Source organism: Pseudomonas sp. xss_4, from assembly GCF_043104125.1.
Lineage (GTDB): Bacteria > Pseudomonadota > Gammaproteobacteria > Pseudomonadales > Pseudomonadaceae > Aquipseudomonas > Aquipseudomonas parafulva_B.
In genome coordinates, this window is sequence record NZ_JBICKJ010000023.1 from 1 (window position 1) to 15,412 (window position 15,412).

Here is a 15,412-nt window from a genome sequence, read left to right on the forward strand (position 1 = left end):
ATCAAGATCAAGATCAAGATCAAGATCAAGATCAAGATCAAGATCAAGATCAACAGCAACAGCAGAAAGTTGACTATTTATGGTCAGGAGTTGATACATGGCGTACGAGCAGAGTTCAGAGTTTGCCCGCGTTGCCGCAGGCTCACGTCCACGGCTCAAACGCTCCGGATTAACAGGCTATCGCCTCACACCCCCTGCGAAAGCACCCGATCAATACAGTCCACAAAATAATCCACACTTGCCCGCGTGGTGCACATCGGCGGTTTGATCTTCAGGATGTTCAGGTAATCGCCCGTCGGCTGCATGAAAATCCCCAGCTCGCGCAGACGGTTACACAGCACCATGGTTTCCTCGGTCGCAGGTTCCAGCGTATCCCGGTCGCGCACCAGTTCCAGCCCCAGATAAAAGCCCGAACCATGCGCCGCACCCGCCAAGGGATGCTTGTCGACCAGCGCTTGAAGGCGGGCCTTGAAATAGCGCCCCGTCTCGCGGGCGTTGTCCCACAGGCCCTCCTGCTGCAACACATCCAGTACCGCCATGCCAATGCGGCAACTGACCGGGCTACCGCCGGCAGAGGAAAAGAAGTAACCCTCAGCCTCCAGCGCCTCGGCGATTTCGCGACGCGTGATTACCACCCCCAGCGGCTGGCCATTGCCCATGCCCTTGGCCATGGTGATGATATCCGGCACCACGCCTTGCTCCTCGAAACCCCAGAAATGTTCCCCTAGACGGCCATAGCCCACCTGCACTTCGTCGGCGATGCATACCCCGCCGCGTGCGCGCACCTTGGCATAGGCCGCTTGCAGGTAGCCCGGCGGCAAGGCAATGCCGCCGGCATTGCCATACACAGGTTCGCAGATGATTCCAGCCAGCTGGCGCCTGCTCGCATCGAGTTCGGCCAGCCGGTTATCGACGTCGCGCAGGTAGTCAGCGGCGCTGTCCGGGCCTCGGAAACGGCCGCGGAACGTGTTTGGGGCTTCGACCGGGTGCACCCAGGCGGGGCGGGTTTCCAGGGCCTGCGGGTTGTCGGCAATGGACGTGGAGATCGCATCGGTCGCCACCGACCAGCCATGGTAGGCCTCCAGTACGCTGAGCATGTCGCGTCCACCGCTGTAGGCCCATGCCAGGCGGATTGCCAGGTCATTGGCTTCAGTACCGCTGTTGACCATGAAAACGCGGTCGAATCCGTCGGGCGCCAGGGCCAGCAGGCGTTCGGAGAATTCGGTGACGGCGGCGTAGTGAAAGCGCGAATTGGTGTTGAGCAGCGACCATTGCCGTGCCGACTCGGCCGCCATGCGCGGATGACCATGCCCGAGTACGGCCACGTTGTTGAGCATGTCTAGGTAAGAGCGACCTTGCAGATCGATCAGGTAGTTGCGCCAGCCGCGCTCGATCTGGGGTGGGTCTAGGTAATAATGCTTCTGCGACCGGGCAAAACTGGCCCCGCGTCTAGCCAGTAACGCGTGAGGGTCTGGCAGGGCGTCTGCGTTGCAGTCCAACCTCAGTAAGCCCGCAGGGGAAGGGCACAGGGCCAGCCATGCTGGCGCGCGGGAGGGCGCGGCGAAGAACGGCGGTTCGAGGCTGCTGTCCAGGCATAGCTGGACGCTGAGCCTCTCCCCGCTGTTGCCCAAGGCATCGCCCTTTCGCAACCAATGCCCATCGGCGGGGGCCTGTGCCAAACCAGTGAGCCACAGGTCCCATGAGGAGCTGCGCAAGTACCCGCTCTGTTCATCTACAGACCGCCACGTGCCGTCCTGCGGCGCCTGCACGGCCGTGCCAGGCTCCAGTTTCAGCTCCACCCCCAATGCGCAGGTTGCCGGTTCTTCGCTACGATCGATGTGTGTCTGGGACAAGCGATACTGCCCATGCAACGTGCATGCTGGTGCTGACTGGGCTGCCAGCAGGCGCTGGTCGAAACCTGGCACCTCCCAATTGCCGGCATCGCAGTGCACGCTCAGCACCCCCAAATCGAGGCGGGCGACCGGGTGGCCAGCCACGGTAGGTAGCAGCGGTGCGCAATCAACGAAGCAGGGGGCCGAAGGCGCCGAACCAGCTGCCTGTAAAATGGCGACTTCCATCAGTGCCAACGGTGCGGCCTGCGCAGTCTCGAAAATCTGCCATTCATGGGCGGCGTTATCGCGAATGTACTGGTTATCGGGGTCGATGGCCTGCTGTTGAGCACTGCTGAGCACCAACACGATTGCACGGTTGACCACCAAGGGCCACAACGCGCGTAGTTCTGCCTCGGTCAGCGGATTGACCGCCTGATAGGCACTGACGGCGGCAAGCACTCTGAAAGGGTCACCGTCGGCATGATGCAGCAGCGCTGCGCAGGTCACCGACAGATCGGCAACGCGCCAGGTGCGAACCAGGTCGCCGAAATCGATGAGCCCCTGCAGTTGCCACTGGCGCTGCGCATCTTGAGCCCAGACGGTGTTGTCATCGGTGATGTCCAGGTGCACGGCCTGGATGGGCAACTGCTTCATCAGAGGGGAAAGGCGGATGGCAGCGGCTCGTGCTGCCTCGCTCAGCCGTCCGCGTAGCCTTGGGTCTTCCACCTGTGCCAGCAGGCGGTCAATCAATGCCGGGGCGTGCCTGGGGTCCCATTGCAGCGTGCGTGCCAGACCTTCGTGGTCGAAATCTGCAAGGGCCCTGTCGACCTGCGCGCAAAGGGTGCCCATCGCCTGAATCACAGGGGCTGGAAGCCACCCGCATCGGGTCAAGGGCTGTCCTTGCAAGTATTCCAAAACCCGGATCCTCAGCGCTTGCCCTTCGATATCCAGTGTCAGCAGGGTGTTGCCAGTCTTTGCGGCAACCACCGAAGGCACTGGCAAGCCCTGGTCACGCAGCACACCCAGCGCAGCATGCTGAGCGTGCAGCTCGGGCTCGGCGTAGCTGGCGTGGCACGCCTTGAGCACGAACTTGCCCTGGCCAGTATCCATAAGCACATTCAGATCCTGTTGACTGCCAAGCGGCTGTAGTTCGCCGCAGAGGCCGTAATGCTCCGAGAGCAGTTCACGTGCCTGGGAGAGTGCTAGGCAGGGCGCTGGCAGGCTCACACGTTCTGTGATCTGGCGAAGGACGGTGGCGGCATCATGAAGACGTGTAGGCATGGGTCGTACCGGGTCATAAGGAGACTGACGTTATTTATGCGCGTTCTGGGCGATGAAGAAAGACGATTGTCTTCAGTTTTTCTGAAAACGCTCCACGCGGCAGCGCGGAGCAAAGGCCCTTGTATTGAACCTGTACACAGGTGATTTCTTGTACAGAAAGGTGATATCTGGATGATGGCGTCCTTCCCCGCGCCTTCGTCCCGTTCAATCACATTTATTAAGCCTGTCTATAGGAACGACCGCCGTATCTTCGAGTCGAAACGGCATCAGGGACGTGATGGACAGACCCCAGGCATCCTTTGGACCGCGCTGTGGGCCTGTACAAGTATTGACTGATCTGTCACACGTAAGCAGTGACAGTACGCTGGTGCTGACGCACCCCACCCTCAGGTGACCCCATGTTCAATCGGCAACTCAAAGCTACCTTGGCCGCCCGCGAAACCGAACTGGCTACGCTTCGTCAGCGCCTGGACGTTTTGGAAAGCGGCGCATTTTTGCGCCTTGATGCACAACGTCGCGCTCTCGAATGCAGCCCGGCGTTCGCCACTGCCTTGGGCGTTTCGCCCGAAGCGGTGGTAGGGCAGCCACTCGGGAACTGGCTGGCGGCGCCGGCGCAAGAAAGCCAGGCGCTGTTGGAGGCCCTGTTGCGCTCCAGCGCCATCATCCAGTTCGACCTTGAGGGCAAAGTGCTGGCCGCCAACCCCAACTTCCTGACGGCGTTGGGTTACCGCCTGGACGACGTGGTGGGGCAGCATCACCGCATGTTCTGCAGCCCTGATGAGGTCAAGGGCGAGGCATACAGCAACTTTTGGCGCACCCTCAACGCAGGTCGCTATGTGACCGGGCGTTTCAGGCGCCTGGACCGCCACGGGCATGAGGTCTGGCTCGAGGCCAGCTACAACCCGGTCAGCGATGCCAGCGGCAAGCTGGTGAGGGTAGTCAAGTTCGCTTCCTTGGTGACCGACCAGGTGCAGCGTGAAGAGGCCGTCAAGCAAGCGGCGCAGGTGGCGCTGGAGGTGTCGCTGCAAACCGATGGCAGCGCCAGCGAAGGGGTCGTGGTCATGCAGGAAGTGGGGCAGTCCATGCAGGGGGTCGCGCGTCAACTGCAGTCGGCCGGTGACACCATCAGCGCGCTCGGCCAGCAATCGACGGTGATCAGTGCCATCGTCCAGACCATTGGCGCCATTGCATCGCAAACCAACTTGTTGGCGCTCAACGCAGCCATCGAGGCGGCGCGGGCGGGTGATCAGGGGCGTGGCTTCGCCGTGGTGGCAGACGAGGTGCGCAAACTGGCCGGTCGTACCAGCGCGGCCACGGCGGAAATCGATGCGGTGGTGGCACGTAACCAAGCGTTGGTGACCCAGGCCGTGGGCGAAGTGCAAAGCAGCCGTGCCGAAGCGGCCAATGGCCTGCAGCTGGCTGACCATGCAGGGCATGTAATCAGCAGTATCCAGGAAGGTGCCAAGCGCGTGGTCGGCGCTGTCGAGCGGGTCAGCAAGGACCTGCGTTAGCGTCCTGCAGGTCAGGGCGCAGTGTGAAACGCCCGCCGCCGCCTGACAGCGTGTCAAACCGACGCGCCCTGTAGAAGAGCGCGTCGGGCCGGGACACGGTTAACGCGCCGTGGGCGTTAACGGGCTTCAGGCTGCAAGAACGCGGCCTCCAGCAGTTGCTGGGTGTAGGGGTGTTGCGGGGCCTGAAAGATGGTTTGAGCATCCCCTTGCTCGACCACATGGCCTTGCTTGATCACCATCAGCTGATGGCTCAAAGCCTTGACCACTGCCAGGTCGTGACTGATGAACAGGTAGGTGAGGTTGTATTTCTGCTGCAGGTTGCGCAGCAGCTCAACCACCTGGCGCTGTACCGTCCGGTCCAGCGCGGAGGTGGGCTCGTCCAGCAGGATCAGCGCCGGCTTGAGCACCAGGGCTCTGGCGATCGCGATGCGCTGGCGCTGGCCGCCTGAGAACTCATGGGGGTAGCGATGGCGCGTCTGCGGGTCGAGTCCGACCTCCTGCAGCGCTGCGATGATGGCGGCTTCCTGTTCCTGGGCGGTCCCGATACGGTGGATGCGCAGGCCTTCACCCACAATCTCGGCCACGCTCATGCGCGGGCTGAGGCTGCCGAACGGGTCCTGGAATACCACCTGCATTTCCCGCCGCAGGGGGCGTACGGCTTGCTGGTTCAGCCCTTGCAGTTCTTTCCCGTGGAAGCGGATGCCACCTTGGCTCCCGATCAAGCGCAGAATCGCCAGGCCCAGGGTCGACTTGCCTGAGCCCGACTCGCCCACGATGCCCAGGGTCTGCCCCTGGGGCAGGCTGAAATTGATACCGTCCACGGCTTTGACGTGGTCGACGGTGCGGCGCAGCAAGCCTTTCTTGATCGGAAACCACACCCTCAGGTCATCCACTGCCAGCAGTGGCGAGCCGGGGGTGTTGTGCGCCGGCAAACCGCTGGGTTCGGCGTTGATCAGCATCTGTGTATACGGGTGCTGTGGGGCATCGAATAGCGTGGCGCAGTCGGCTTGTTCGACGATCTGCCCCTGCTGCATCACGCACACCCGGTGCGCGATTCGCCGTACCAGGTTCAGGTCATGGCTGATCAACAACAAGGCCATGCCCAGGCGCGCCTGCAGCGCCTTGAGCAGGTCAAGCACCTTGAGTTGCACGGTCACGTCCAGCGCGGTGGTCGGTTCGTCTGCAATCAACAATTCTGGCTCGTTGGCCAACGCCATGGCGATCATCACACGTTGACGTTGCCCGCCCGAGAGTTCATGGGGTAGGGCCTTGAGGCGCTTGCGCGGCTCTGGGATGCCGACCATCTCCAGTAACTCAAGGGTGCGAGCGGTGGCCTGCTTGCCGGTCAGCCCCTTGTGGATGAGCAGAATTTCGTTGATCTGCTTTTCGATGCAGTGCAGCGGGTTGAGCGAGGTCATCGGCTCCTGGAAGATCATCGCGATACGGTCGCCACGAATGCGCTGCATGCTCTTTTCGTTCTGCTGCAGCAAATCCTTGCCTAGGTAGCGGATCGTGCCACCGGGATGACGCGCCAGGGGGTAGGGCAGCAAGCGCAGGATCGAGTGGGCAGTCACCGACTTGCCCGAACCGCTTTCTCCGACCAGCGCCAGCGTTTCACCTTTGCGGATATCGAAGCTGATGCCGTCGACCACCCGGTTGGTGTGCTCGCCGTTCACGAACTCGACGGCAAGGTCACGCACTTCGATCAGGTTTTCTTCGCTCATGTCACTTCCTCGGGTCGAAGGCGTCGCGGGCGGACTCGCCGATGAATACCAGCAGGCTCAGCATCACGGCCAGCACGGCAAATGCGCTGATGCCCAGCCACGGCGCCTGCAGGTTGGACTTGCCCTGCGCAACCAATTCGCCAAGCGACGGAGCGCCCGGAGGCAGGCCGAAGCCGAGAAAGTCCAACGCGGTCAGCGTGCCGATCGCGCCGGTGAGAATGAACGGCATGAACGTCATGGTCGAGATCATGGCATTGGGCAGGATATGCCGGTACATGATCGCGCCGTTGCGCATGCCCAGTGCGCGCGCGGCGCGAACGTACTCCAGGTTGCGTCCGCGCAGGAATTCGGCGCGGACCACGTCCACCAGGCTCATCCAGGAAAACAGCAGCATGATGCCCAGCAACCACCAGAAATTGGGCTGCACGAAGCTGGCCAGGATGATCAGCAGGTAGAGCACTGGCAAGCCGGACCAGATTTCCAGGAAGCGTTGCCCAGCCAGGTCCACCCAGCCACCATAGAACCCCTGCAAGGCACCGGCGATCACGCCGATGATGGAGCTGAGCACGGTCAGGGTCAGGGCGAACAGTACCGAAATGCGGAACCCGTAGATCACCCGTGCCAACACGTCGCGCCCTTGATCATCGGTGCCCAGCCAGTTGTCGGCTGAGGGTGGAGCGGGGGCGGGCACGCGCAGGTCGTAGTTGATGCTCTGGTAGCTGAACGGTATGGGTGCCCATAGCACGAAGCTATCTTTCTTGGCCAGCAGGTCACGTACGTAGGGGCTCTTGTAGTTGGCTTCCAGCGGGAACTCACCGCCAAACGTAGTTTCCGGGTAACGCTTGAAGGCAGGGAAGTACCACTGGCCGTCGTACTGCACGGCAATGGGCTTGTCGTTGGCGATGAGCTCGGCGCCCAGGCTCAGCCCGAACAGGATCAGGAACAGCCACAGCGACCACCAGCCACGGCGGTTGGCCTTGAAACGCTCGAAGCGACGACGGTTCAGGGGGGACAAGGCCATGTCAGTGCTCCCGGCTGGCAAAGTCGATGCGTGGATCGACCAAGGTGTAGGTCAGGTCGCCGATCAGTTTCACCACCAGCCCCAGGAGGGTGAAGATGAACAGGGTGCCGAAGACCACCGGGTAATCGCGGTTGATGGCCGCTTCGAAACTCATCAGGCCCAGCCCGTCGAGGCTGAAGATCACCTCGATCAGCAGCGAGCCTGTGAAGAAGATGCCGATGAACGCCGAGGGAAAGCCTGCGATCACCAACAACATGGCATTACGGAACACGTGGCCGTACAGCACCCGTGACCGGCTCAGGCCCTTGGCCTTGGCGGTGACCACGTACTGCTTGTTGATCTCGTCGAGAAAGCTGTTCTTGGTGAGCAGCGTCATGGTGGCGAAGTTGCCAATCACCAGGGCCGTGATCGGCAACACCAGGTGCCAGAAATAATCGAGGACCTTGCCCGTGGTGCTCAGCTCATCGAAGTTGTTGGAGGTCAGGCCGCGCAGTGGGAACCAGTCGAAGTAGCTGCCGCCGGCGAACAGCACGATCAGCAGGATCGCGAACAGGAACGCCGGGATGGCATAGCCCACGATGATCGCCGAGCTGGTCCACACATCGAAGTGACTGCCGTGTCTGACCGCCTTGGCGATCCCCAGGGGGATCGAGATCAGGTACATGATCAGCGTGCTCCAGAGCCCCAGCGAGATCGATACCGGCATCTTCTCCAGGATCAGGTCGATGACCTTGGCGTCACGGAAGAAGCTGTCGCCAAAATCCAGCCGGGCATAGTTCTTGATCATGATCCACAGGCGTTCGGGCGGCGATTTGTCGAAGCCGTACATGCGCTCGATCTCCGCCACCAGCGCAGGGTCCAGGCCTTGGGCACCCCGGTAGTTGGAGCCGGCCACCGACACCTCGGCGCCCCCACCTGCGATTCGGCTGGTGGCGCCTTCGAACCCTTCGAGCTTGGCGATCATCTGCTCCACTGGCCCGCCAGGAGCGGCCTGGACGATGATGAAGTTGATGATCAGGATGCCGAACAATGTGGGGATGATCAGCAGCAGTCGCCGCAGGATATAGGCCAGCATGTCAGTTGGCCTCGCCGGCAGTGGCCTGGCTTGCCTTGGGCGGTGTGCCGGGCTTGATCCACCAGGTGTCGATGCCGATGTCGTACTTGGGCGAAACCTTGGGGTGACCGATGTGGTTCCAATAGGCCACGCGCCAGGTCTTGATGTGCCAGTTCGGAATCACGTAGTAGCCCCACAGCAATACCCGGTCCAGGGCGCGGCAGTGGTCGATCAGGCTCTGGCGCGACTCGGCGTTGATCAGGCCATCGACCAGTTGGTCGATGGCAGGGTCACGCAGGCCGATGAAATTGCGGCTGCCGGGGTTGTCGGCGGCCGCGCTGGACCAGAATTCCCGTTGCTCGTTGCCAGGGGAGTTGGACTGGGGGTAGCCGCCGACAATCATGTCGTAGTCGCGCGAGCGCAGGCGGGTGATGTACTGAGACACATCAACCCGGCGGATGTTTAGCTCGATACCCAGGTCCGCGAGGTTGCGCTTGAAGGGCAGCAAAACCCGCTCAAACTCGGTCTGGGCAAGCAGAAACTCGATGCTGACCGGCTGGCCGTTGGTGTCGACCATCTTGTCGTCGACGATTTTCCAGCCCGCTTCCTGCAGCAACTTGTAGGCTTGGCGCTGCTGTTCCCGGATCATCCCGCTGCCGTCGCTGACCGGGTTATGGAAGGCCTGGGTGAAGACCTGCTCAGGCACCTGGCTGCGCACCGGGTCGAGGATTTTGAGCTCGCCAGGGCCGGGCAAGCCACGGGCCGCCATCTCTGAATTCTCGAAGTAACTGCCGGTGCGCGTATAGGCGCCGTTGAACAGCTGCTTGTTGGTCCATTCGTAGTCCAGCAGCAGGCTCAGCGCCTTGCGCACGCGTATATCCTGGAAGACCGGCCGGCGGATGTTGAAGATGAAGCCCTGCATGCCGGTGGGGTTGCCATTGGGCAGCTCCTCCTTGATCAGGCGGCCATCGCGCACGGCCGGCACGTTGTAGGCTGTGGCCCAGTTCTTGGCGCTGACCTCCAGCGAATAGTCGAAGGCGCCGGCCTTCAGTGCCTCCAGCGCAACCGTAGTGTCGCGGTAGGAATCGAAGGTCATGGCGTCGAAATTGTAGAAACCACGGTTGATGGGCAAGTCCTTGGCCCAATAGTCCTTGACCCGCTCATAGCGCACCGAGCGCCCGGCCTTGACCTCGGCCACCTTGTAGGGCCCGCTGCCCAGCGGAATTTCCAGGTTGCCGCGGTTGAAGTCGCGCTGCGCGTACCAATGCTTGGGCAGCACGGGCAACTGGCCGAGAATCAGCGGCAGTTCACGGTTGCCCTTGTGCTTGAACGTGAACACGACCTTGAGCGGGTCTTCGGCGACCACCTCGGCCACGTCCGCGTAGTACTGGCGGTACAGAGGGGCACCGTCCTTCATCAGCGCATTGAAGGTGAACACCACGTCTTCGGCGCGCATGGGATGGCCATCGTGGAACCGCGCCTCGGGGCGCAGGTAGAAGCGCACCCAGCTGTTGTCAGGCGCCTTCTCGATCTGTCGAGCGACCAGACCATATTCGGTGAAAGGCTCGTCCAGGCTCTGGCGCATCAAGGTGTCGTAGATGATGCTGATGTTTTCGGCCGATACCCCCTTGTTGATGAAGGGGTTGAGGCTGTCGAACCCACCAAAGCTGGACTGGCGGAAGGTGCCACCCTTGGGAGCGTCCGGGTTTACGTAATCGAAGTGCTTGAAATCCGCTGGGTATTTGGGCGGCTCGTCGTACAGGGTGAGTGCGTGCTGCGGCGCTGCCAGCGCGGGAAGGCTCAGGCAGGCCAGCAACAGGCTGCCGGCCAGCCGGCGCAAGGAATGCGTGGGCGTCATTGGGCTTTCTCCGAAGTCTTGATCCACCAGCTGTTCAGCCCGAGGGTATAGGGCGGCGTGGTGACGAAGCCGAACCGATTGCGGTAGGCCAGGCGGTGGTTGTCGAGGTACCAGTTGGGAATCATGTAGTGCTGCCATGACAGCACGCGGTCCAGCGCTCGCGCCGCTGCGACCTGGTCATCACGGGTGCGCGCCGCCAGCAAGGTGTCGAGCAGATGATCGACCACAGGGTCGTCAACCCCGGCGTAGTTCTTGCTGCCTTTGGTGGCCGCCTGGCTTGAATGGAAGTACAGCCACTGCTCGAGGCCCGGGCTCAGGGTCTGGTTCAGGGTCATCAGAATCATGTCGAAGTCGAACTGGTCCAGTCGCTGTTTGTACTGGGCGCGGTCCACAGTTCGCAAGCGCGCGTCTACACCGATGCTGGAGAGGTTTTCGACATACGGTTGCAGGATGCGTTCCAGGTTGGGGTTTACCAGCAGCACTTCCATGCGCAGCGGTTGGCCCTTGCTGTCGACCAGGCGCTGGCCCTTGAGCGTCCACCCGGCCTCCGCCAGCAAGGCCAGGGCCTTGCGCAACGTCTGACGGTCGATCCCGCGCCCGTCCGTGCGGCTGACCTGGTAGGGTTCGGTGAACAGCTTGGCCGGAAGCTGGTCGCGAAACGGGGCCAGCAACAGCCATTCCTTGCCCTGGGGCAGGCCAGCGGCTGCGAATTCGCTGTTGGGGTAATAACTGGTCGAACGGCGGTAGGCGCTGCTGAACAGCGCACGGTTGGTCCACTCGAAATCGAACATCAGGCCCAGCGCCTGGCGCACCCGTGGATCGCTGAAGGTGGCCCGACGGCTGTTCATGAACAGGCCTTGGGTCTGGGTCGGGATGCGGTGGGGAATCTGCGCCTTGATCACCTCGCCGCGCCGTACGGCGGGGAAGGTGTAGCCGTTGGCCCAGTTCTTGGCCTGATGCTCGATGTAGATGTCGAACTCGCCTGCCTTGAAGGCTTCGAAGGCAACGGTCGAGTCGCGGTAGAACTCGTACTCGACACGGTCGACGTTGTACTTGCCGCGATTGACTGCCAGGTCCTTGCCCCAGTAGTTTTTCACCCGCTCGAATACCAGGCGCCGGCCTGGCTGTACCTGGGTCACCCGATAGGGCCCGCTGCCCAGCGGGGGCTCGAAGGTGGTAGCCTTGAAGTCGCGTGTGCGCCAGTAATGCTGGGGCAGAACCGGCATTTCCCCAAGGCGCAGGATCAGCAGCGGGTTGCCGGCACGCTTGAACACGAAGCGGATACGCAGCGGCCCAAGAATGTCCACCCGCTGAACTTCCTGCAGGTTGGTCCGGTAAAGCGGATGGCCCTCCTTGAGCAGTGTGCGGAAGGAGAAGGCCACGTCTGCCGACGTGATGGGCTTGCCATCGTGCCAGCGGGCTTGCGGACGCAGGTTGAACACCACCCAGCTGCGGTCCTGGCTGTATTCGACCGAGCGGGCGATCAGCCCATAACTGGAGGTCGGCTCATCGCCCGAGGGGTCGTACTGGCCGGTGCCCACCATGAGGGTTTCGTTGAGTTCGTTGACCCCATACTGTTGAAAGTTGGGCGTGCTCACCGGGCTCGTACCCTTGAAGGTGTAGGGGTTGAGGGTGTCGAACGTACCGAAGGCCATCGCCCGCAAGGTGCCACCTTTGGGGGCTTGCGGGTTGACCCAGTCGAAATGGGTGAACGAGGCCGGGTACTTGAGCGTGCCGAACTGCGCGTAACCGTGGCTCTCGCTCACGGTTGCGACGGCGGGAAAGCTCAAGGCCAGGCTGAGTGTAAGAAGGAGGGGACGTATCAAGTCGGCATCCGATCCAAAGGCATTGGGCTTTGATCGGGCTACAGTAACAGTTTGCACTGGCGCGGCAAGCGCCAAACGGCAAGAAAACACAGGTACGCGCACGTACGGGTGTCTCCTTGCCGCCAGGGTCAGTGGCCGACGTAGACGGTCAGGGTCTGGCCTGGTTTCAGCGCATGGCCACTGCGCGGGTTCCAGCGCTTGAGGTGGGTCATCTCGACATTGAAGCGTTTGGCCACCAGATACAGCGAATCGCCCTTGCGCACCTTGTATTGAGTGGTGCGTTTTGCCGAACTGGCGACCCGGTTGGCGGCGCCGCTGGAGGCTTTGCCGCCGCGCAGGGCTAGCACCTGGCCTGCGCGCAGGCTGCTGCCCGAAAGGCGGTTCCAGCGCTTGATGTCCGCAATGGACACACGGTTGGCCTTGGCGATGGCCCCCAGGTTGTCACCACGCCTGACCTTGTAGCTGCGCGCAGCCACGGGCGCCTTGGCTTCGGCCACGGCGCGAGCGAAAGCGGCCTTGGGCGGCTGAAGAGTGACCAACTGCTCGGGGTTGAGGTTGGAGAGGCTGGCCGAGAGCAACTGCGCCTTGGCCGTGGGTACCAGCAACTGCTTCGGGCCATCGACCGTCATGCGCTTTTTAAAGGCTGGGTTCAGCTGGATGAGTTCGTCTTCGTCGATGTCGGCGAAGGCAGCCACCCGCGTCAGGTCGAGCCGGTCGTTGATCGCGACGGCCTCGAAGTACGGTTCGTTGGCAATCGGCGTCAGGTTCACGCCGTAGGCTTCAGGCGTGGAAACCACCTGGGACAACGCCAGCAGTTTCGGCACATAGTCACGGGTTTCCTGAGGCAGCGGCAGATTCCAGTAGTCGGTGGGCAAGCCCAGCTTCTCGTTGCGCTCCATTGCCCGACTGACCGTGCCTTCCCCAGCGTTGTAGGCCGCCAGCGCCAGCAACCAGTCGCCGTTGAACATGTCGTGCAGGCGGGTCAGGTAGTCAAGCGCGGCGTTGGTCGAAGCGGTGACATCGCGGCGCCCGTCATAGAAGTTGGTCTGGCGCAGGTTGAAGTGCCGGCCGGTGGCTGGCATGAATTGCCACATGCCGGCTGCACTGGCGCGTGAGTAGGCCATAGGGTTGTAGGCGCTCTCGATCGCCGGCAGCAGGGCCAGTTCCAACGGCATGCCGCGCTCTTCAAGGCGTTCGACGATGTAGTGCAGGTAGAGGCTGCCGCGCTCGCCAGCACTTTCGATGAACGTTGGGTTACTGGCAAACCACAGGCGCTGCTGATCGATGCGCGGGTTGACGTCGCGGTACTCCTGGAGCACGAAGCCCTGGCGCATGCGTTCCCAGACATCCCGAGGCGCTTGCTCGACCGGCTTGACCAGCAACGGCGCGGGTCTTGGCTTGATTCGCGCTTGCTGGCTGTGCGCGCGGACGCTATCGGCTTCGTCGAGCTGACGTGTGCTCTGGCAGCCCACCAAGGTGGCGGCCAGCGCGAGCGCACTGACCTGGGCCAGGCGCGTCAGCGCGACGGAATGAGAGGTTCTGCGGCTTCGGGAAGACATCGGCGGGCACAGGTATCCGGGCAAAAAATTTCGGCGATTCTAGGAACCGCTCCGGACCGGGTCAACCTCTGACCGCCACTTGCGATATATCTTGGGGTTATCAGAAGCTATCTTTCCAAGACCTCAAGGCAGCAAAAACAGCGACATGCGAGGTGTTGGAATGTCCCTTCCATTCGTCTGCTTTTTGTTTAACAGATGTTTCAGCGGTGCGCAGGAAAGGGTTGGTCAGCCGTTCCAGGGCAATGGTGGTGGGCAACGTGATGCGGTCTTGCGCACGCAGACGGGAAACCGCTTCGAAGCGCTCCAATACATCTTCATTGTCAGGTTCCACGGCCTTGGCGAAACGCAGGTTGCTCAAGGTGTATTCATGGGCGCAGTACACCAGGGTCTCGGCTGGCAGGGCTGCCAGGCGGGCCAGGGCCGGTTGCATCTGCTCGGCAGTGCCCTCGAACATGCGCCCGCACCCAGCTGCGAACAGGGTGTCGCCACTGAACAGTACAGGTGTAGCCGCGCCACCGTTGAAGAACGCAATATGCCCCAGCGTGTGGCCTGGCACGGCAAGCACGTCATACACCTCTCCCAGCACCGTGACCTGATCGCCATCGTCCAGTGCCACATCCCTGCACGGGATGCGCTCGTTGGCCGGGCCGTGTACGTGCGCGCCAGTCAACGCCTTGAGCCGCTCCACACCGCCCACATGGTCATTGTGGTGATGAGTGATGAGCATGTCGGTCAGCTGCCACCCCGGGTGAGCGGCGAGCCACCGTTCTACCGGGCCGGCATCGCCAGGGTCGACCACCGCGCAGTGGCATTTGGCAGTATCCTGTAACAACCAGATGTAATTGTCCGAGAAAGCGGGCAACGCTTCGATCTGTATCATGGTGGGAATCCGATTCGCCTTGCTTGGCACATGAAGGCATCTTAGCCGCGATGGCGCGGTGGGAGAACCTTCCGAGGAATTGCACAATGACCGACCAAGCCTTCGCCCAGGCCGACCCGGACTGGGTCAAGCTGATCAGCCTGGCCCGTGAGTGGTTTCAGGGCCCGCTCGGCCAGTTGATGCTGCACGAAGAACAGAAGCTGCTGGAGGAAGAGCTGGGGCGCTTCTTCGGTGGCTACCTGGTGCACTACGGCCCCTGCGCCGATGCCCCGCCCAGTGCGCCGAAGGTCCAGCGCAACGTGCGCCTCGGCGCACCGCTGCCGGGGGTGGAGATCGTCTGCGAGGAACAAGCCTGGCCGTTGAGCGAGCACGCGGCCGATGTGGTGGTGTTGCAGCATGGGCTGGATTTCAGCCTGTCGCCCCATGGGCTGTTGCGTGAGGCCGCCAGCGCCGTGCGCCCCGGCGGCCACCTGCTGGTCGTCGGGATCAACCCGTGGAGCAGCTGGGGAGTGCGTCACCTGTTCAGCCGTGGCGCTTTGCGCAAGGCTCGCTGCATCTCGCCTTCGCGACTGGGTGACTGGCTCAATCTACTGGGCTTTGCCTTGGAGAAACGTCGCTTCGGGTGCTATCGTCCGCCGCTTGCTTCGCCTGCCTGGCAGCAGCGCCTGCAAGGGTGGGAACGCATGGCGGGCGGTTGGCAGAGCGCTGGCGGCGGTGTCTATGTGCTGGTGGCGCGCAAGATGGTCGTGGGCCTGCGGCCGCTGCGGCCCCAGCGTCGCGAGCCGATGGGCAAGTTACTGCCGTTGCCATTGGCCAAGGTCAACCGCACCTCGGCGACCCCCGATCCCGATAAGCAGTGAATACGA

General features: G+C 62.3%; 9 protein-coding genes and 2 pseudogenes. 3 read left to right on the plus strand and 8 right to left on the minus strand.

What is annotated here, in order from left to right; all coding sequences use genetic code 11:
- Nucleotides 1-185: 185 nt before the first annotated feature.
- Nucleotides 186-3,113 carry an aminotransferase gene (locus ACF8GB_RS04610; protein WP_392526639.1) on the minus strand — a complete coding sequence of 976 codons (2,928 nt, stop codon included), beginning with the start codon at nt 3,111-3,113 and terminating at the stop codon, nt 186-188.
- A 398-nt stretch (nt 3,114-3,511) separates the two neighbouring features.
- Between ACF8GB_RS04610 and ACF8GB_RS04615 the strand changes: the two are divergent.
- Nucleotides 3,512-4,087 (plus strand): annotated as a pseudogene (locus ACF8GB_RS04615) (PAS domain-containing protein); the annotation flags it as partial.
- Between the two features lie 105 nt (nt 4,088-4,192).
- A pseudogene (locus tag ACF8GB_RS04620) lies at nt 4,193-4,624 on the plus strand (methyl-accepting chemotaxis protein); the annotation flags it as partial.
- Nucleotides 4,625-4,740: 116 nt separating this feature from the next.
- Here the strand turns inward: ACF8GB_RS04620 and ACF8GB_RS04625 are convergent.
- The 7 genes from ACF8GB_RS04625 to gloB all read right to left on the minus strand — a co-directional run bounded on the left by ACF8GB_RS04625 (nt 4,741) and on the right by gloB (nt 14,546).
- Nucleotides 4,741-6,348, minus strand: a complete 1,608-nt coding sequence (locus ACF8GB_RS04625; RefSeq protein WP_058639805.1) for an ABC transporter ATP-binding protein — start codon at nt 6,346-6,348, stop codon at nt 4,741-4,743.
- Nucleotide 6,349: 1 nt separating this feature from the next.
- Nucleotides 6,350-7,369: an ABC transporter permease gene (locus ACF8GB_RS04630; protein WP_058605100.1), complete on the minus strand. Its 1,020-nt coding sequence runs from the start codon at nt 7,367-7,369 to the stop codon at nt 6,350-6,352.
- 1 nt (nt 7,370) lies between these two features.
- Entirely contained in the window at nt 7,371-8,444 is a 1,074-nt protein-coding gene (locus tag ACF8GB_RS04635) for a microcin C ABC transporter permease YejB (RefSeq protein ID WP_023534831.1), read from the minus strand.
- Between the two features lies 1 nt (nt 8,445).
- Nucleotides 8,446-10,281 carry an extracellular solute-binding protein gene (locus ACF8GB_RS04640; protein ID WP_058639804.1) on the minus strand — a complete coding sequence of 612 codons (1,836 nt, stop codon included), beginning with the start codon at nt 10,279-10,281 and terminating at the stop codon, nt 8,446-8,448.
- A complete protein-coding gene (locus ACF8GB_RS04645; protein ID WP_145254643.1) occupies nt 10,278-12,107 on the minus strand; it encodes an extracellular solute-binding protein in 1,830 nt (609 codons plus the stop codon). The genes ACF8GB_RS04640 and ACF8GB_RS04645 overlap by 4 nt, the downstream gene beginning before the upstream one ends.
- A 128-nt stretch (nt 12,108-12,235) precedes the next feature.
- Nucleotides 12,236-13,666: a lytic transglycosylase domain-containing protein gene (locus ACF8GB_RS04650; RefSeq protein ID WP_196141512.1), complete on the minus strand. Its 1,431-nt coding sequence runs from the start codon at nt 13,664-13,666 to the stop codon at nt 12,236-12,238.
- A 100-nt stretch (nt 13,667-13,766) separates the two neighbouring features.
- Complete coding sequence (gloB, locus tag ACF8GB_RS04655; RefSeq protein ID WP_392526641.1) at nt 13,767-14,546, minus strand: hydroxyacylglutathione hydrolase; 780 nt, start codon at nt 14,544-14,546, stop codon at nt 13,767-13,769.
- Between the two features lie 86 nt (nt 14,547-14,632).
- Between gloB and ACF8GB_RS04660 the strand changes: the two genes are divergently transcribed.
- Nucleotides 14,633-15,406, plus strand: coding sequence for a class I SAM-dependent methyltransferase (locus ACF8GB_RS04660; protein ID WP_058639801.1), 774 nt, complete (start codon nt 14,633-14,635; stop codon nt 15,404-15,406).
- Nucleotides 15,407-15,412: the final 6 nt, after the last annotated feature.